15 protein-coding genes and 1 pseudogene are annotated in these 17,893 nt (G+C 73.9%); 8 read left to right on the top strand and 8 right to left on the bottom strand.

Going from position 1 to position 17,893, the window contains the following annotated elements:
• Nucleotides 1–2: 2 nt before the first annotated feature.
• Complete coding sequence (locus ACIGXE_RS06960) at nt 3–2,237, bottom strand: RICIN domain-containing protein (protein ID WP_399744290.1); 2,235 nt, start codon at nt 2,235–2,237, stop codon at nt 3–5.
• 225 nt (nt 2,238–2,462) lie between these two features.
• On the opposite strand from ACIGXE_RS06960, the gene ACIGXE_RS06955 reads away from it, so the two are divergent.
• Nucleotides 2,463–3,461: a LacI family DNA-binding transcriptional regulator gene (locus ACIGXE_RS06955; protein WP_399744288.1), complete on the top strand. Its 999-nt coding sequence runs from the start codon at nt 2,463–2,465 to the stop codon at nt 3,459–3,461.
• Nucleotides 3,462–3,621: 160 nt separating this feature from the next.
• The gene (locus ACIGXE_RS06950) at nt 3,622–4,716 is read left to right on the top strand and encodes a hypothetical protein (RefSeq protein WP_399744286.1); all 1,095 of its coding nucleotides are present in this window, start codon (nt 3,622–3,624) and stop codon (nt 4,714–4,716) included.
• Between the two features lie 28 nt (nt 4,717–4,744).
• Here ACIGXE_RS06950 and ACIGXE_RS06945 read toward each other — a convergent pair whose 3' ends face one another.
• Nucleotides 4,745–5,197, bottom strand: a complete 453-nt coding sequence (locus tag ACIGXE_RS06945; protein ID WP_399744284.1) for a YbhB/YbcL family Raf kinase inhibitor-like protein — start codon at nt 5,195–5,197, stop codon at nt 4,745–4,747.
• A 200-nt stretch (nt 5,198–5,397) separates the two neighbouring features.
• Between ACIGXE_RS06945 and ACIGXE_RS06940 the strand changes: the two genes are divergently transcribed.
• On the top strand, nt 5,398–6,081 hold the full coding sequence (locus ACIGXE_RS06940) for a lysophospholipid acyltransferase family protein (protein WP_399744282.1): 684 nt from the start codon (nt 5,398–5,400) through the stop codon (nt 6,079–6,081).
• Nucleotides 6,082–6,091: 10 nt separating this feature from the next.
• On the opposite strand, the gene ACIGXE_RS06935 is transcribed toward ACIGXE_RS06940, so the two are convergent.
• The 3 genes from ACIGXE_RS06935 to ACIGXE_RS06925 are packed head-to-tail and all read right to left on the bottom strand — an operon-like array spanning nt 6,092 to nt 9,125.
• Nucleotides 6,092–7,399 (bottom strand): MFS transporter, encoded by a 1,308-nt coding sequence (locus tag ACIGXE_RS06935; RefSeq protein ID WP_399744280.1) that lies wholly within the window; start codon nt 7,397–7,399, stop codon nt 6,092–6,094.
• A 57-nt stretch (nt 7,400–7,456) separates the two neighbouring features.
• Complete coding sequence (locus ACIGXE_RS06930) at nt 7,457–8,158, bottom strand: aspartate/glutamate racemase family protein (RefSeq protein ID WP_399744278.1); 702 nt, start codon at nt 8,156–8,158, stop codon at nt 7,457–7,459.
• Nucleotides 8,159–8,180: 22 nt separating this feature from the next.
• Entirely contained in the window at nt 8,181–9,125 is a 945-nt protein-coding gene (locus ACIGXE_RS06925) for an SMP-30/gluconolactonase/LRE family protein (RefSeq protein WP_399744276.1), read from the bottom strand.
• 102 nt (nt 9,126–9,227) lie between these two features.
• On the opposite strand from ACIGXE_RS06925, the gene ACIGXE_RS06920 reads away from it, so the two are divergent.
• The 3 genes from ACIGXE_RS06920 to ACIGXE_RS06910 all read left to right on the top strand — a co-directional run bounded on the left by ACIGXE_RS06920 (nt 9,228) and on the right by ACIGXE_RS06910 (nt 12,017).
• The gene (locus ACIGXE_RS06920) at nt 9,228–9,671 is read left to right on the top strand and encodes an Lrp/AsnC family transcriptional regulator (RefSeq protein WP_399744274.1); all 444 of its coding nucleotides are present in this window, start codon (nt 9,228–9,230) and stop codon (nt 9,669–9,671) included.
• Nucleotides 9,672–9,858: 187 nt separating this feature from the next.
• Nucleotides 9,859–10,410: a YciI family protein gene (locus ACIGXE_RS06915; protein WP_399744272.1), complete on the top strand. Its 552-nt coding sequence runs from the start codon at nt 9,859–9,861 to the stop codon at nt 10,408–10,410.
• Nucleotides 10,411–10,592: 182 nt separating this feature from the next.
• Nucleotides 10,593–12,017: a glycosyltransferase gene (locus ACIGXE_RS06910; RefSeq protein WP_399744270.1), complete on the top strand. Its 1,425-nt coding sequence runs from the start codon at nt 10,593–10,595 to the stop codon at nt 12,015–12,017.
• A gap of 2 nt (nt 12,018–12,019) precedes the next feature.
• Here ACIGXE_RS06910 and ACIGXE_RS06905 read toward each other — a convergent pair whose 3' ends face one another.
• Together ACIGXE_RS06905 and ACIGXE_RS06900 are read right to left on the bottom strand one after the other, a co-directional pair.
• Nucleotides 12,020–12,817, bottom strand: a complete 798-nt coding sequence (locus tag ACIGXE_RS06905) for a polysaccharide deacetylase family protein (RefSeq protein WP_399744268.1) — start codon at nt 12,815–12,817, stop codon at nt 12,020–12,022.
• 129 nt (nt 12,818–12,946) lie between these two features.
• On the bottom strand, nt 12,947–13,807 hold the full coding sequence (locus ACIGXE_RS06900) for a hypothetical protein (protein ID WP_399744266.1): 861 nt from the start codon (nt 13,805–13,807) through the stop codon (nt 12,947–12,949).
• A gap of 116 nt (nt 13,808–13,923) precedes the next feature.
• Here ACIGXE_RS06900 and ACIGXE_RS06895 point away from each other — a divergent pair, with 116 nt between their 5' ends.
• The gene (locus tag ACIGXE_RS06895; RefSeq protein ID WP_399744264.1) at nt 13,924–15,354 is read left to right on the top strand and encodes a PLP-dependent aminotransferase family protein; all 1,431 of its coding nucleotides are present in this window, start codon (nt 13,924–13,926) and stop codon (nt 15,352–15,354) included.
• A gap of 151 nt (nt 15,355–15,505) precedes the next feature.
• On the opposite strand, the gene ACIGXE_RS06890 is transcribed toward ACIGXE_RS06895, so the two are convergent.
• Nucleotides 15,506–16,438, bottom strand: a complete 933-nt coding sequence (locus ACIGXE_RS06890) for an NADP-dependent oxidoreductase (RefSeq protein ID WP_399745144.1) — start codon at nt 16,436–16,438, stop codon at nt 15,506–15,508.
• A gap of 89 nt (nt 16,439–16,527) precedes the next feature.
• Here ACIGXE_RS06890 and ACIGXE_RS06885 point away from each other — a divergent pair.
• Nucleotides 16,528–17,460: pseudogene (locus ACIGXE_RS06885) on the top strand (GlxA family transcriptional regulator); the annotation flags it as partial.
• Nucleotides 17,461–17,893 lie beyond the last annotated feature (433 nt).

The raw sequence follows: 17,893 nt of genomic DNA, 5'->3' as shown, positions 1-17,893 counted from the left end.
GGTCAGTTCACGGTCCACCGCTGGAGCGTGGAGCCGGTGTCGGGCTGCTGGGTGACCAGGGCGCCGTTGGCGGTGGAGGCCGTGGTCAGCGCCAGCCCACTGGCCGCCGAGGTGATCGCGTAGTTTCCGGATGCCTGCCGGACGACGTTCCAGCGCTGGTTGGGGCCGCCGTGGCAGGTCCACTGGATCACCCGGGCACCGGCGCTGGTGGAACCGCCGTCGACGTCGGCGCACTTGCCGGAGGAAACGTTCCTGAGCTCGTAGGCGCCGTCCGCCTGCCGGGTGAAGGTCCACTTCTGGTTGGCGCCGCTGTTGAGCGTCCAGGTGACGAGCTGGGTGCCGTTGGCGCCGCTGCTGTTCGGGTTGTCGAGGGCCTTGCCGGACGCGGTCAGGGTGTGGACTCCGTCGAGGGAGGCCGAGGCCGTCGGCGTCAGGGTCAGGGTCTGCTCGGCGGCGGTGCGGCTCCCGCCGACGGGGTTGCCGGTGGTGTCGGACCAGCTGCGGACCGGGGTGGTCTCGGCGGGCCTGCCGGTGTCGGCGGAGAGTCCGACGACCAGGCCGCTGTAGCGGTTGACCAGCTTGTAGGTACCGGTGGGGCTGTTGTCGGCCGGGGACGCGCCGCGGATGACGAACCACTCCTGCCCGGTGCCGGCGGTCGCCGGGGTGACCGTGGGCCTGGTCCCCCAGGCGCGGGTCCCCGGACCGGAGGTGTCGACGCCGAGGAGGTTCCCGGTGGAGGCGTTGGCGATGCGGTAGGAGCCGTCGCCCTTCGCGGTGAAGGTCCATGCTTCGAGTGCCGAACCGGTCGCGGCGGCCAGGGACGTCGTCGCGGTGCCGCCCGCGACCTGCGCGAGGACCCGGCCGCCGGCGCTGGTGATGCGGTAGCTCGTGCCGCTCGCCACCGGGGCCGCCGGGGAGCTGGTGTCGATCGTCAGGTTGACGTACTCGCTGCTCGCGTTGCCGGAGCAGCCGAAGGAGCAGTACGAGCGGAAGTTCCGACCGACGATCCCGGAGCCCGTCCTGTTGCCGCTGTCGAGGAACCAGCGATACCAGGAGGCGTTCTTGTAGCTGCCGGTGTCGCCGAGTTTGAACCACTTCTGGGTGGTCAGGTCGTCGGTGGCGTACAGCTCCTGCGGCGCGTTGCCGCTCTGGTCCACGGCCTGGGGCTCGCCGATGTAGAGCCCGAGGTGGGCGTTGTACGTGATGTCCATGACGAACAGCGGGGAGGTGGGCGGGGTCAGACCGTTGGCCACCTGCTGGCTGACGGTGCCGGGGTTGGCGGGGTCGTACTCCTTGTTCGTCGGCACGTAGCCGGTGGTTCCGGCCGCCCCGACGGGGACCATGGTGGACTCACGGCCGCCGACCCCGGGCTGGGTCCAGGTGCCGTCGTACCACTTCTTCCACGAACCGGGCGCCATCTTGCCGGAGATGGGGGCGCGGGCGACGTGTCCGTAGAACGCGGCCCAGCCGCCGCCCTTGTTCACGATCCGGGAGCCGTAGAAGGCGTAGAAGTAGCCGGAGGCGGTGTCGACGAACAGCCGCGGGTCGCCGGTGCCGTAGTGGTAGGTCTGCTGCGGGAAGGCCGTGGTGTCGCCGCGCACGGTGCTGTACGGGGACGTGATGACGTGGTCCTTGATGGTCCACGTCCGGCCCTGGTCGGTGGAGACCGCGTAGTCGATGCCGTCGTAGTGGATGCCGTCGCCGAAGGGCTGCGGGGTGAACTCGTTGTGGACGAGTCCGTACCAGTCGCCGGTGTCCGGATCGACCCACATCCCGGTGAGGTCGCAGTAGTTCCGGTGGGCGTACCCGCTGCCGGCGGGGGCCTGGGTGGACCGGACGCCGGTGGGGCTGTTGTTGCAGCGCCATGTGGTGTCGTTGTTGCGGTCGTTGGCGTTGTTCGGGTTGACCGCGTCGCTGATGGCGCCGGACCGGGTGGCGGTGTCGAAGTTCGTGCCGGTGTAGAAGGACCACTTGCGCGGGTCGTTTGCTCCGTAGAGCGCGTGCGCCTGCTGGTAGTAGAAGGTGCCGTCCTTGTCGATGTACGGGCTGGCCGGGGTGTCGTCCGGGTTCGTCCACGAGCCCTTCGCGCCGACGGTGACGGTGTAGGTGGCGGTCGGCGAGACGGCGGCGGCGGTAGGGGCGGCGGTGGCTGTGGGGGCGGCCAGGGAGCCGCCTGCCGCCAGGGCCAGGGCCGCCGCGGCGAGCGCGCCGACCAGTCTGTCGCGAGAAGCGTTCACGAGGACTCCTTGGCTGGGGGGAGAGCCGGGGTGGCACGGACCCTAGGGCCAATTTGACCGGTAAAACAAGGGCCGTGATGAAGCAAATCCCGTTCACCGCAAGGGAGATGTGCCGACTCGCCTCCTTCCCCTCCTCCCCGTTCCGATCGGCCGGGACATGCCTTGACCTGGCCAGGGAGCACGGTTACGTTGCCAGCCAATCGCGATCGGCACGACGGGGGCGCCATGGTCACCATGCAGGATGTGGCGGAGCGGGCCGGCGTCACCAAGCAGACGGTCTCCAACGTCATCTCGGGCCGGGTGGCGGTGCGTCCGGCCACCGAGGCGCGGGTGCGTGCCGCGATCGCCGAGCTCGGTTACGTACCGAACCTCGTGGCCCGTTCGCTCGCCACCGGCAGCACCCGGACCGTCGGCCTCTTCGTGCCGACGGTCTCCACGCCCTTCTACGCGGACGTGGTCGAGCAGGTCGAGGACGCGCTGGAAGAGCGCGGCTACCGCCTGCTGCTGTGCACCACCCGCCTGGACGGGGAACGCGCCCGGCGCCATCTGGCCGGGCTCACCAGCCGTTCCGTGGACGCCCTCCTCATCGCCGGCGACCAAGGCCTGACCGGCCATCTACCGCTCCTCGCGGACGCCCGCTTCCCCGTCGTCCTTTGCGCCTGGGAGGCCGAACTTCCCGGCGGCTTCCCGGTGGTGACGGTCGATTACGAGTACGGCGGCCATATCGCCGGCCGCCACCTGCGCGCGCTCGGCCACGAACGCGTGGCCGTCCTCGCCAGCCCCGCCCACGGTGTGCGCGTCGCGGGCTTCCGGCGCGCGTTCGCCGAGGACGGCATCACCGTGGCCGACAGCGCCGTCCACCTCGCCGCGGAACCCACCTTCCGGAGCGGGCTCGCCGCCGCCACGGAAGCCCTCCGCGCGGCACCCGGCACGACGGCCCTCTTCGCCACCCACGACCTGCTCGCGGCCGCCGCCGTCGAGGCCGCCCGGGCCCTGGGCCGCTCGGTCCCCGACGGCCTCTCGGTGGTGGCCCACGACGAGACCCCCGCCGGTCTGCTGTCCCGCTCCCCGCTCACCGGAGTCGTCCTGCCGAAACGGGAGATGGCCCGCCAGGCGGTGGACGTCGCCCTCGGCGCGATCACCTCCCCCGCCACCCTCGACCCGCGGCCCCGCCTCCTGCGGCCGGAACTGGTGATCGGCGGGAGCACGGCCCCGGCGCGCTGACCGAGCGGGCTGACCGAGCGCGCTGACCCGGTCCGTCGGCCGCACCCGTCGGCCGACCCCGCCGGCCGCACCCGCCGGCCGCACCCGTCGGCCGAGCCGGTGGACCGTACGCCCGGGGGCGCATCATCGAAGGTGGGGAGACCTTCGACGAGGAGTGGCGATGCGGCTTTCCTTCCTTGAGCCCCTCTACGCGGAGCCGGGGCCGTACGTGTCCGTGTATCTGGACACCTCCCGGGACGTCGACCAGCCCGAGCGGGCGATCGACCTGCGCTGGCGGCGCCTGCGCGCGAGCCTGTCGCGGCAGGGCGCGGGCCGGACGCTCCTGAACGCGCTGGAAGAGGTGGTGGGCTCCGACGCGGCGGTGCCGGGGATGCACGGGCAGGCCGTGTTCGCCGCGCACGACACGCTCGTCCTCGACGGGGAGCTGCCGCACCCGCCCGAGCGCGACTCCGCCCGCTACGGCACCCTGCCGGACGCGATGCCCCTGGTCAGCCAGCACGTGCCGGAGATCCCGTATCTGGCCGTGGTCGTCCACTACGGCGGCCTGCCGACCGCCGAGACCCACGGCTGGGTCACGCTGGAGGCGGAGACCGGCGCCTGGCCCGCGTCCACCGTCACACCGGGTGAGCGGCTGCGCCGCAGGGTCGCGGTGGCGACCTGGCACCGCGCCGCCGTCCGCATCGGCCACCGCCTGGACGAACGGGCGCGGCACGTCCACGCCGACGCCGTCGTGGGCGGGGACGAGTGGGCGTGCAACGTCCTGGTCCGCCGGCTGCCCCGCGGCCTGCGCGACAGCGTGGTACGCGTCGGCGGCCCCACCCCGACCGAGACCGGGCGAGCCCTCCTCGAACCGCAGCTCGACGGCGTCTTCCGCGGGCGCATGGCCGTGCACGACCGCGAGCTCGTGGACCTCTTCGTCGGCCGGCGTGCCGTGCGCGGCCCGGTGGCGGAGGGCCTGGCCGCCTCCGTCGCGGCGCTGCAGCGGGGCCAGGTCGCGGCGCTGCTGCTGAACCACCCGCCGGACGCCTCGCGCCGCCTCTGGGTGGGCGAGCGGCCCACCCAGCTCGCCCTGACCGAGGCGGAGCTGGTCTCCTTCGGCGTACGGGCCCCGCGGGAGGAGCCCGCCGACGAGGCCCTGGTCAGGGCGCTCGTGGGCACCGGTGCCGAGCTGGTCGTCGTACCGGAGCGCGAGCTGCGGCTGCCCGAGCGGGTGGGCGCGCTGCTGCGGTACGCGGACGCCGGGACCCCGTCCTGACAGCACCCGCCGGCCGGGTGCGGCGTGATCAGCGCTCGTAGGTCCCGACCAGGACGCCGGAGGCCAGCTCCCGGCCCTTGAGCGCGCGGTGCACGTCCTCGGCGCCCGGATGGTCGTGCAGGCGCAGGGGCGCGGTCAGGGCGTACAGGCGGAAGAAGTAGCGGTGCGGTCCGTGGCCCGGCGGCGGCATCGGGCCGCCCCAGCCGACGCGCCCGAAGCCGTTGGGCCACGGCAGGCCGCCCTGGGGCTTCTGCCCCTCCACCACCCCGCTGGTCCCCGGGTCGATCCCGGTGACCAGCCAGTGCACGAACGTCGACCCCGGCGCGTCCGGGTCCTCGCAGAGGAGCACCAGCTCCGTGGCGTCCTGCGGCACGCCCGACCAGGCCAGGGGTGGGGAGATGTTCTCGCCCTCGCCGCTGTACCGCAGCGGGATCACACCGTGGTCGTCGAACGCGGTGCTGGTGAGTTCGATTCGGCTCATGGCCGCCGCCCTACCCGGTACGGCGGCGCCACCACCGGTCCCCGTGCGCAATCCCTCCGATCGGCCGAGCCGGACGGCCCACGGCCGCTCCCGCCCGCCGGCGGGTGTGACCGGCGGTCCGTCTGAGTACGGCGTGAGCCGGAGGTTGAGTAGCGCCGCTCAGGGCGTCGGGGCGTGCGGTGCCGAGCATGGAGGGCGTGATGTCGACGACTTCGGGGAGGGACGACGTGCTCAGCAGCGTCTCCGCAGCATTGGTGCCGGCCGTGGGGCGGCTCACCGTGAGCACGGACCCCCGGGCCCGGCTCGCCCCGGGCAGCATCATGGTCGCCAACCACACCTCGCTCGCCGATCCGGCCGTCGTGCTGGCCGCGTTGCACCGCCTCGGTGTGCAGCCGGTGGTCGCGGCCACGGCGGGGCTGTGGCGCGTTCCGTGGCTCGGCCGGGCGCTCGCCGCCGAGGGGCACATCCCGGTCCGTCGCGGCACGGCCCGCGCCGCGGAGGCGCTCGACCGGGCCGCGGAGGCGCTGGCCGCGGGCCGACTGGTGCTCATCTACGCCGAGGGCGGTCTGCCGCGGCGCAAGGACTCCGGTGAGGAACCGCCGGGACCGTTCCGCAGCGGGATCGCGCGCCTGGCGCGGCGCACCGGGGCGCCCGTCGTGCCCATCGGTCAGGCGGGGGCGCGACGCGTCTCGTCTGGAGGTACGGCGAAGCAGGTGGCGGGGATCGTCACCGCGCCCCTGCGGCGGCCCGGGCTCCATGTGCACGTGGGGGCGCCGGTGCGGCTGAGCGGCGACGGGCCGACGGGGACCGCGCAGGCGCACTCGGCGGTGACGGCGGCGTGGCGGGCCGCCGTCGAGCGCCTGGGGGAGCCCGTCGCCGCGTAGACGGCCGCCCTCAGCGGTCCAGGGGTTCGTGGGCCCTCTCCGGCAGCCGCAGGTACACCGCCGAGGAGACCAGGCAGAGCGCCGCCACGTACCAGGGGAACAGCCCCGGCCGCCCCAGGTCCTTCAGCAGGGTGCCCAGGTAGGGGGCGGTGCCGCCGAAGAGCGCGACCGTCAGCGAGTACGGGAAGCCGATGCCGGCGGCGCGTACCCGGGCGGGGAAGATCTCCGCGTTCACGGCGGCCGAGATCGAGGTGAAGCCGGTGAGCAGGACCATGCCGGCGCACTGGACCAGGAGGAGCGAGCGGAAGGAGCCGTCCAGCGCGTGCAGGAGCGGGACGACGAGGACGGCGAAGCCGAGGCCGAAGAAGAGGAGGGACGGCTTGCGGCCGAAGCGGTCGGAGAGCGCGCCTCCGATCGGCTGCAGCACGGCGAAGAACGCCAGGGAGACGGTCCCGGCGAGGAGCGCGTCCGCCTTCGCGATGCCGGTCTCGAGCTCGGCGTAGGTCGGCAGGTAGGAGGTCCAGGTGTAGTACGCGAGGGTGCCGCCGGCCGTGATGCCGCAGATCAGGAGGGACGCCTTCGGGTGGTGGCGGAGCGCGTCGAAGAGGCCGGGGCGGGAGCTCCGGGTGGCGTGCGCGGTCCGGGTCTCCTCGGCGCCGCGTCGGATCCAGAAGCCGACGAGACTGAGAACCGCGCCGAGCAGGAACGGTACGCGCCAGCCCCAGGAGTTCATGTCGTCCTCGGCGAGCAGCGCCACGAGCAGCGCGGCCATGCCGGAGGCGGCGAGCTGGCCGATCGAGGTGGAGACGTACTGGAAGGAGGAGAAGAGGCCGCGCCGACCGGGTCGGGCGGACTCCACCAGGAACGTGGTGGAGGCGGCGAACTCCCCTCCCACCGAGAGGCCTTGGAGGAGGCGGGCGGCGACGAGGACCACCGGGGCCAGGACACCGGCGGCGGCGTAGGTCGGGGTGACGCCCACGAGCAGGCTGCTGCCGCCCGTCAGCAGGATGGTCACCGTGAGCGCCGTCCGCCGGCCGCGCCGGTCGGCGATCGCGCCCAGGAGCAGTCCGCCGACCGGGCGCATGAAGAAGCCGACGGCGAAGACGGCGAAGGTCGACAGGAGCGGGACGAGGGAGTTGCCCGCGCCCGGCGGGAAGACCTGTCGGGCGAGGTGGGTGGCGAGGAAGGTGTACGCGTACCAGTCGTACCACTCGACCGCGTTGCCGACCGAGGCGGCGAGGAGCTGGCGTAAGGGGTTGCGCGGCGGCGAGCCGCCCCGGGTGGTGGGCGGTGCGGTGGTCTGCGGCATCTCTGTCATGATCACGCTCTGCCCGTCCGGAGCGTCCCCTACGCTCCGGACGGGGGCGTCGGCCCGTCACCCTCCCGCCGGCTCCAGGGCCGCGGCGACCGCGGCCTCGGCGTGCAGGCGGGTGGTGGCGAAGACCGGCACCGGGCTGTGTTCCGGGCCGATGAGCAGCTCGATCTCGGTGCACCCGAGGATCACGCCCTGCGCCCCGGAGGCCACCAGCCGGCCGATGACCTCGCGGTAGGCGGCGCGGGACTCCTCCCGGATGACTCCCAGGCAGAGTTCGTCGTAGATCACCCGGTGGACCAGCGCCCGGTCGTCCTCGTCGGGTACGAGGACGTCGAGTCCGTGCGCGGCGAGCCGGTCGCGGTAGAAGTCCTGCTCCATGGTGAACGCGGTGCCGAGCAGGCCCACCCGGCGCGGGCCGGCCTCCCGCACGGCCGACGCCGTCGCGTCGGCCAGGTGCAGCAGGGGGACGTCCACGGCCGCGGCCACCTGGTCGGCGACCTTGTGCATGGTGTTCGTGCAGATCAGCAGGATCTCCGCGCCGGCCGCCGCCAGCGAGCGGGCCGCCTCCGCGAGGACGGCTCCGGCCTCGTCCCAGCGGCCGGCCACCTGGAGCCGTTCGATCTCCGCGAAGTCGACCGAGTACACCACGCACCTGGCCGAGTGCAGCCCGCCCAGCCGGTCCCGGACACCCTCGTTCAGGAGCCGGTAGTACTGGGCGGTCGACTCCCAGCTCATGCCGCCAATCAAACCGATGATCTTCATGGCCGCCACTCTGCCACGGGAGTCACCGCCACGGACGGTGTCCCGGCCCGGTGGGGTGGGTGCCCGTGACGGCCATCACCACCGAGTAGAGGCTGGTCTCGGCGGCGATGAAGAGGCGATTGCGCTTGGCCCCGCCCCAGGAGATGTTCGCCACCGCCTCCGGGACGTTCAGACGTCCGATCAGGGTGCCGTCGGGGTCGTAGCAGTGCACGCCGTCGTTCATCGCGGCCACCCACAACCGACCGCCGTCGTCGAAGCGGAGGTTGTCGAAGCGGGCGTCCGGGCGGCCGGAGGCGTCGGCGAAGACCTTGTCGTCGGAGAGCGTGCCGTCGTCACGGACGTCGAAGACGCGCACGTAGCCGGCCCGGGTGTCGGAGACGTAGAGCCGGCTCTCGTCGGCGGAGAAGACGAGGCCGTTGGGCGCCTCGAAACAGTCGGCGACCAGGCGCACTTCACCGGTGTGCGGGTCGATCCGGTAGACGTTGTTGGCGCCGATCTCGCTCTCGGCCCGGTAGCCCTCGTAGTCGCTGGTGATGCCGAAGTCGGGGTCGGAGAACCAGATGGAGCCGTCCGACTTCACCGTCGCGTCGTTCGGGCTGTTCAGCCGCCTGCCCTGCCAGCGGTCGGCCAGGACCGTGATCGTGCCGTCGTGTTCGGTCCTGGTCACCCGGCGGTTGCCCTGCTCGCAGGTGACGAGCCGGCCCTCGCGGTCGAGGGTGTTGCCGTTGGTGTGCCCGGCGGTGCGGCGGAAGACGCCGACGGCACCGGTCTCCTCGTCCCAGCGCAGCATCCGGTCGTTGGGGATGTCGCTCCAGACGAGCTGACGCCACGCGGGGAGGTAGATCGGCCCCTCCGCCCAGCGGCAGCCGGTGTGGAGCACCTCCAGGCCTTCGTCGCCGTTCATGCAGCGGCCGGTGCGGAAGCGGTCGTCGAACATCTCGTAGAGCGCAGGGCGTTCGGTGGTCATGGGTCCGGTCCCTCCCCGTCATCGTGCCGAATATTCTTCGGCTCGACGGCGAGATTGGTGGATGAGGTACGGTCTTCGCAAGCTCAAGCCGAACGGAGAGTCGTGGATCACATAGACCGGGAGCTGCTGACGCGGCTTCAGCAGGACGCCAGCCAGTCCTACGCCGCTCTGGGCCGGGCCGTGGGCCTCTCGGCGGGCGCGGCGCACGAGCGCGTACGCAAGCTCCGCGAGCGCGGAGTCATCCGGCGCACGACGGTGGAGGTGGACCCGGCCGCGGTGGGCGGCGGCGTCCTGGCGTACGTGATGGTCGACTCGACCGCCTGGATGGGCGACTCCGCCCAGGACTTCGCCGCGCTGCCGGAGATCCTGGAGGCGCATGTCATCGCCGGGAGCGCCTCGGTGCTGGTGAAGGTCAGGACGACGACCACCGAACAGCTCCAGGACGTGCTGCGGCGGATCTACGCCATCGACGGGGTGAGCGGGACGCAGGCGACGGTCGTGCTGGAGACCTTCTTCGAGCGCCCGGTCGCGCCGCACACGGCCTGAGCCGTACACCGGTCGGGCGTCGTGCGCGGGGCGCCGGGCATCGGGCGCGGGGCGCCGGGCGTCAGGCGCCGGACGTCTGCGCGGGGCGCCGGGCGCCGGGCGCCGTGCGCCGTGCGCGAGGCGCCGTGCGGTGCCGACTGCCGGAATTTCGATGGTGCCGGCCATCCCGCCAGGAGATCATCGGCTCATGGAGTTCCTCACCTACCACCGCGACCGGCCCGGCTCCCTCCCGCTGCGCGACGAGCTGTTGGAAGCGCACTGGTCCTACATGGACCGCTTCGCGAAGGAGCTGATCGCCCGCGGCCCGACGTTCGGCCCCGACGGCGAGACCCCGAGCGGCAGCGTGCACATCGTCGACCTGCCCGATCTCGCCGCCGCCCGCGCGTTCGCCTTCGAGGAGCCGAACTACCAGGCCGGCGTCTACCGCGACGTGATGCTGCGCCGCTGGCGCAACACCCTCGGACGCACCATGTGGGACTTCCCCGGCGGCCGCACCGGCGGTGCCCGCTACCTGGTGATCGGACTCGGCACGGGGGAGCCCGCCGACCTCGGCCTCCCGGCCGACCAGGACGAGCTCATCGCCTACGGCCCGCTGCTGTCCGACGACGGCACCGCGTGGCTGGGCACGGCAGCCCTCCTCCGAGCCCCGGACGCGGAGGCGGCACGCGCGATCCTGACGGAGGACCGGTACGCGGACATCGAGGTGCACGACTGGCAGTTCGGGGGGCGCCCGTCCTAGGGCGCATCGGGCACTGAGCCGTCGGGCGGGCTTGAGCCGCCGTACCGGTCTTGGAACGGCATAACCGCCCTGGGCAGCGGCAGTCGTACGGCTCTCGCTTTCGTCGCTCGCTGCGTCGCGCTCCGTCGCGGCTCCGTCGCGGCTCCGCCGTTCACGGGCGTGGGTCCGGCATACTGCGGACGATGCGTGTGGCACTGATGACAGCGGGTTCGCGCGGGGACGTCGCGCCGTTCGCCGGGCTCGGGCACGGGCTGGCGCGGGCGGGGCACGAGGTCACGGTCGTGACCCACGAGTCGTTCGCGGGACTGGTACGGGAGGCCGGGCTCGCGTTTCGCGGGCTGCCGGTCGATCCGCGGGCCGAGTTGGAGTCCGAGGACGGGCGGCGACTCCTGACCATCCGGAGCGGGCCGCGGAGACTGGCGGCGATGCTGGCGATGGCCCGGAGGCTGGCCGGTGAACTCGCCCCGGGGATGGTGGCGGCGGCGCGTACGAGTGACGTGCTGCTGCTGGCCGGATCCGTCGCTCCGCTGGGGCGTGTCATCGGCGACGCCCTGGGGCTGCCGAGCCGGGATCTGCACCTCCAACCGCTCGCGCCCACCCGGGCGTTCCCGCCGTCCGTCCTCGGTGTGCGGTCCCTGGGCGGTGCGGGCAACCGGCTGGCGGCGCGGGCCGTCGACGCCTCGTTGGAGCTGGTGTTCGCCCGGGCCGCCCGCGAGGTACGGGGCGAGCTCGGCGGCGCCCGGGGCCGGAGCGGGGCGCGCCGCGAACGGCCGGTCCACCACGGCTTCAGCAGCCTCGTGGTGCCGCGCCCGCCGGACTGGCGCCCGGGCCTGAGCATCGACGGCTACTGGTGGTCCTACACCTCGGCGGACGCCGAACTGCCCGAGCTCCTGCGCGACTTCCTGGACGCCGGGCCTCCCCCGGTGTTCGTCGGTCTGGGCAGTCTGACCGTGGCCGAGCCGGAGCGGGTGAGCGGGCTGGTCGTGCGGGCACTGCGGGCGGCCGGGCTGCGCGGGGTGATCCAGGCCGGCTGGAGCGGACTCCACGCCGAGGGGGACGACATGCTGAGCATCGGCGAGGTGCCGCACTCGCTGCTGTTCCCGCGCGTCGCGGCGGTCGTGCACCACGGGGGCGCCGGGACGACGGCCGCCGGTCTGCGCGCCGGCGTGCCCGCCGTACCTCTGCCGATGTGGTTCGACGCCGCCTTCTGGGCCGCCCGGCTCGTCGCCGTAGGCGTCTCGCCCGGCCCCGTACCCCTGAGCCGGTTCACCTCGCCGCAGCCGCTCGCCGAGGCGCTGACCGCCGCCACGCGCGACCCGGCCTATCGGCGCCGCGCCGCCGCCCTAGCCGAACGGCTGCGGCGGGAGGACGGCGTGGCGCGCCTACGGGCGGCACTCGACGGCCTGAGCCGGGACGGGTGCGACGGGCGGGACGAGCGCGACGGGCACGGCCGGCGGGACGGGCGGGACGATCTCGACGGGGGCGACGGACACAACCGGCGGGACGGGCAGGTCGTGCTCGACGGACGGGACGGACAGGGCGGCCCCGACGACTCCGACGACCCCGATGACCATGGGGGGTACGGCGGTCGGCGGGTGCGCCGCTGACCTCAGGGGGTCACGCGGACGGGGAAGCTGAAGGCGTGGCCCTGCTCCTTCAGCCACGGGAGCACCTGCTCCAGGGCCGCGACCGTCTGGGTGCGGTCACCGCCGCCGTCGTGGAAGAGGATCGTCGGGCCGTTGGACAGCTCGTTCTTGACGGTGTGCACGATCGCGGCCGTGCCCGGCTTCTCGAAGTCCTTCGTGTCCACGTTCCAGCCCAGCGGCCGCATGCCCGCCGCGGCGGCGATCCGCCGGCTGTCCGGGGTGAAGGCGCCGCCGGGCGCCCGGTAGTACTCCACCCTCGCGCCGCCGGCCGCGTCCTCGATCATCTTCTTCGCGTCCATGATCTGCTGCTTCTGGTACGCGACGGACTTCTTGTCCATCGTCGTGTCGTGGGTGACGGTGTGGTCGCAGAGCCGGTGCCCCTCCGCGACGACCCGCTTGACCAGCTCGGGGTACTCCTGCGCCCGCGGTCCGACCATGCAGAACACGGCCTTGACGTCGTTCTCCTTGAGGATGTCGAGCATCTTGGGCGTCCACTGCGGGTCGGGGCCGTCGTCGATGGTGATGTTCACCGCCGTGCCGCCCGCCTCGGCGGCGTGCGCGATGCTCTCGGGCACCTTCACCGGTGGCACCTGGGCCGGCTCCTTGCCCTGCGACGCCGGCGTCCGCCCCTTCCCGGAGTCCCCCGCCTGCGCGGTGGCCTCGGTGTCCGTGAGCGCGGCGGCGCCCCAGGCCGCCAGACTCAGTGCCACCGCCGAGGCCACCACGGCTATCTGCGCGGTGTACTTGCCCTTCAGCCCCATGGAATGCCCACTCCCCGTGAGTTCTTGACCGTCTCCCAGAGGGGAGGACGGATCACACGGCCGGAAGGTTTCACCCAAAGCCTTCGAGGTCAAGCCGAGTTTCCGCGGGGGTGGACGAGGCGGTGCCCGTCAGGGGCGTGGCGCCCCGATCGGGTTGGGGACCGGAACGACGCCGGTGTCGACGAGGTGGCGGCTGAGCGGGGCGGCCAGCCGGATGGCCTCCTCGACGCCGGTGGCGCCGAGCAGGGTGACGGGGTCGCCGGCGAGCCGGTCGGTGGCGTGCTCGATCTCCCGGCGCAGGGTGCCGCCGCTCCGGGTCAGGCGCGCGTCGCGGTCGAGCAGGCCCCGGCCCGTCATCCGGCGCCGCGCCCGCTCCCATTCGGCGTCGGACCAGCCGCGGCTGGTCTGGAGCAGCTCGCGGGAGACCTGACCGGTGGCGACGTGGGCGAGGCCGGCGTCGAGTCCGGTCAGCCCGGCGTGGGCGATCGCGATGACGTGCCCGTCGCCGCGGTGCTCGCGCAGGACCGTGGTGGCCAGCCAGAGCCGGCCGAGCAGGTCGGTGGGGCGCGGCACGGTGGACCAGGCGGCGGCGAGCGTCCGGCCCTCGTAGCCGCAGCCCTCGACGGCCCGCTCCAGCAGGGCCACCAGGCGTTCGAGGTCGCCGCCGCCGGTGGCCGGCAGGGTGCGCGCCAGGGTCGCCCGTACCGCCCCGATGCGGCTGTCGAGCACCTTCTCCGGAGTCGCGTACGCCCATGCGTCGGGCAGGGCCCGGGCCACCCGGGCGGGGGCGAAGGCGAAGCAGAGGGCGTTGGCGGCGGGGGCGGTGAGGGGGCCGAGCGGGGCGATGCGGCCGGCGAAGTAGCCCATCCAGAAGCCGATGAGTCCGATCGCCCGGGCGGCCGCGGCCGGTTCCGGCGCGAAGTACACGACGGCGTGGATCGGCTCGATGGCCTCCCACAGGCGTCTGGCCAGCGTGGGGCTCGGTTCCACGGTGTTCTCCTTGTCCCGTTCTCCCGGCGGCCGCCCCGCACGGGACCGACCGCCGCTGTCTTCGGAGACCAGGGTGCGCGGGGTCCGGCGTCACCGGACAGTGCCAATATGGCGGAATGGACCAGGATCTGGAGTGGTGGGTGCGGATCGCCCTGGACGGCTGGCGGGACCGTCCCGGACCCCGCTACCGGCGGATCGCCGCGGTCCTGGCCGAGACGATCGAACGCCGTCGGGTGGACGCCGGCGCCCGGCTGCCCGCCGAGCGGCTGCTCGCCGACGCGCTCGGGGTGAGCCGGGGAACGGTGGTGCGCGGTTACGACGAGCTGGCCGAGGCCGGTCTCGTGGAACGCCGACAGGGGGCCGGCAGTTACGTACGTCCCCGGCCGAGCTGGACCCGGACCCCGCCCGAGACCTCCGGCTCCGCCCTGCTGCTGCGCCGGCTCGCGGGCGACGGGGACACGATCGACCTGTCCCTGTCCGTTCCGGCGGGCACCGGTCATCTGCCGCCCGTCGACGCCTCGTTGCGCGTGACGGACTTCGAGGGGCACGGCATGGACCCGGCCGGACTGCCCGAGCTGCGCACCGCCCTCGCCGCCCACCTCACCGACCGCCTCGGACTTCCGACCACCCCGGAGCAGCTGATCGTCACCGCGGGCGCCCAGCAGGCCCTCGCGCTGGTCGCGGAGGCACTGGTCGCCCCGCAGCGCTCGGTGATCACCGGCTGCCCGACCTACCCCGGCCTCGCCGGGCTGGTGACGGGCCGCCAGGGACGGCTCGTACCGGTGCCGGTCGACGGCCTCGGGCTCCAGCCGCCGGCCGTCGACCGGGCCGCCGCCCGGCTGCGCGCCCCGCTCGTCTACGTCGACCCGGCGGCCCACAACCCCACCGGCGCCGTCCTCGGCAGCGCCCGCCGCGCGGCCCTGCTCGACCTGGCGCGCCGCCACCGGGCCGTCCTCGTCGAGGACCTCGCGCAGGCCGGACTCGACCTGGAGCCCGGCCGGCCGGCGCACGTCCCCCTCGCCGCCGAGGAGGAGTCGGTGGTCGCGCTCGGTTCGCTCTCCAAGACCTTCTGGGCGGGCCTGCGGATCGGCTGGCTGCGCGCCCCGGCCCCGTTGCACGCCTGTCTGCTGCGGCTCCGCGCGAGCCAGGACCTGGCGCCGGGCGTCCCGGCCCAGCTCCTCGCCGCCCGGCTGCTGCGCGCCGCCGACAGCGGCTGGTACGAGGAGCTGCGCGGAGCCCTGCGGGAGCGCCGCGACCTGCTCCTGACTCTGCTCGAAGGCCAGTTGCCGGCCTGGCGGGCCGAGGTCCCGCAGGCCGGGCCCTCCTTGTGGCTGACGCTGCCGGTGCCCGACAGCGAGTCCTTCGCTCATCTGGCGGCCCGCTACGGAGTCCTGGTCGCGCCCGGCGCCACGGCCTGCGTCGACGGCCGCCACCGCGACGGCCTGCGGCTCTCGTTCGCGGAGTCGCCGCAGACCCTGGAGCCGGCCGTCGACCGACTGACCGCCGCGTGGGAGGAACACGCGCGTCGGCTGGCGGCGGGGCGTTAGGCGGGGCCTGAGGGGGCCGGAGGCCCGGAGGCCCGGAGGTTCGGACGCCCGGAGGCCTGGGGGCCCGGAGGGGCCAGAAGCGGTGGACCATCGGCGACCCGGCAGGGACCCGGTAGTGGCTTACGGAACCGCGCCACGGTCCCCCGGCCCGCTACGGCACGGTGAGGACGATCTTTCCGGTGGTGCGGTCCGTCTCGCCCAGTGCGTGGGCCTTCGCGGCCTCGGCAAGGGGGAAGACGGCCTCGACGTGGGCGCGCAGGGCGCCGGACGCGGCGAGTTCGGCGACGGCCTTCATCCCGGAGTGGTCGGCCTCGACGAGGAGCGTCTCGACGCGCACCCCGCGGGCCGCTGCCTTGACCAGGTCGTCGGGGTCGGTACCGGGGAGGATGGAGACGAGGACGCCGCCGGGCCGGAGGACGTCCAGGGAGCGGGTGCGGGTGTCGCCGGAGAGCGGGTCGAGGACCATGTCGACGTCCTGGACAGCGTCGCGGAAGTCGCCGGTGCGGTAGTCGATGACCTCGTCCGCACCGAGTGAGCGCAGGAACGCGTGCTTGGGGGCGCTGGCCGTGCCGATGACGTGGGCGCCGCGGGCCTTGGCGATCTGGACGGCGAGGTGGCCGACGCCCCCGGCGGCGGCGTGGATCAGGACCCGCTGACCGGCGCGGACGTCGGCGGTGTCGACGAGCGCCTGGTACGCGGTGAGGGCGGCGAGCGGCAGGGCGCCGGCCTGGACGTGGTCGATGCCGGCGGGCTTGGCGGCGAAGGCACGGGCGGGGGCGGTGACGTACTCGGCGTGGGCACCGACGCCGTGCGGGTAGGGCAGCATCCCGAAGACCTCGTCGCCCGGCTTGAAGAGGGTGACGCCGAAGCCGACGGCCTCGACCAGGCCGGAGACGTCCCAGCCGAGGACGAGCGGCAGCCGGTCGAGGAACAGGCGTCCCGCCCGGTGCTTCCAGTCGGTCGGGTTGACTCCGGCCGCGCGGACGGCGACGAGGATCTGGCCGGGGCCCGGGGCGGGCCGCGGCAGCACGACCTCCCTCAAGACGTCGGGAGCTCCGTGGGTGTCCTGGCTGATGGCGCGCATCGTGGTGTCGTTCGTCATGAGCCCCAGCCTGGCCGGAGCCCCCTGGGCCGTACCATGGCGTGATTGCCAATCTTCGACGGGATCGTGCCATGGGTGTCCATCGTGTCGTCGTCCTCGCCCTTGACGGGGTGTACCCCTTCGAACTCGGCATCCCCAGCCGGGTCTTCGGCGCGACCTGGGGCCGTTACGAGGTGCTCACCTGCTCGCTCGACGGCGGACCCGTCGCCACGAACGCGGACTTCTCGGTCACCGTCGAGCACGGCCCGGAGATCCTCGCGACGGCCGACACCGTGCTGGTTCCGTCGATCGAACCCTCCCTGATCACAAGGGAGTCGGCGCCCGGAGTCGGCGAGGCGCTGGCCGCCGTGCCGTCGGGCGCGCGGCTCGTGTCGATCTGCACCGGGGCCTTCGTCCTGGCCGCGGCGGGGCTGCTCGACGGCAGGCCCGCCACCACCCACTGGTCCCTGGCGGACGTCTTCCGGTCCTGGTACCCGCGGGTGGCGCTCGACCCGGACGTGCTGTTCGTGGACGACGGTGACGTGCTCACCTCGGCCGGCGCCGCCTCCGGCGTCGACGTGTGCCTCCACCTCGTACGCAAGGACCACGGCGCCGCCGTCGCCAACCAGGCGGCCCGGGCCTGCGTCGTACCGCCGTGGCGGGACGGCGGCCAGGCGCAGTACATCGAGCACCCGGTGCCCGAGACGGCCACGAACGGCACCTCGGCCACCCGCCAATGGGCCCTGGAGCACCTGCACGAGCCGCTGTCGCTGGCGGAGCTCGCCGAGCACGCCCGGATGAGTCTGCGCACCTTCGCGCGGCGCTTCGGCGAGGAGGTCGGGACGAGCCCCGGCCGCTGGCTGATCCAGCAGCGGCTGTTCCGTGCCCGGCACCTCCTGGAGACCACCGACCTCGCCGTGGACGAGATCGCGGGGCAGGTCGGCTTCGCCGGCGGAACGTCCCTGCGCGAGCATCTGCACGCCGCGATCGGCGTCTCCCCGCTCGCGTACCGGCGCACCTTCCGTGGCGGCACGCAGGCGGAGTCCGCACGGTCGGGCGCCGCACCGGCAGGTGCCGTACGGGCGGGGGCGGCGTCGCCGGCGGACTCCGCACCTGCGGCCTCGGTGGGGGCCGCACCGGCAGGGGCAGCCTCGCCGGCTGACTCCACACCTGCGGCCTCGGCGGCGGCACCGGCGGGGGCCGCAGGTGCAGGGGCCGCACCGGCTGCCGCACCGGCGGGGGCAGCGTCGGCCGAGTGAGCGTCGCCGCGAGTCGGCGGCACCCCGGGGCAGTCGAGCGGTATTCCTGTAGGGCCCATCGGAAGGCCGATGGCAGACATCGGTTTCCTCATTGGCCACACCCGCGACGGAGGTCTTACGTTCGAGTACGTCGCCGCCGCACCGACGACCCGCCTCCTCAGCACCAGGTTCGCGGAGCGCCGGAGCGTGCGGCCCCGGA

The organism is Streptomyces sp. NPDC053431 (genome assembly GCF_044544925.1).
Lineage (GTDB): Bacteria > Actinomycetota > Actinomycetes > Streptomycetales > Streptomycetaceae > Streptomyces.
The sequence above is the reverse complement of the archived record's forward strand: the minus strand, read 5'-3'. Positions and strand labels throughout refer to the sequence as shown.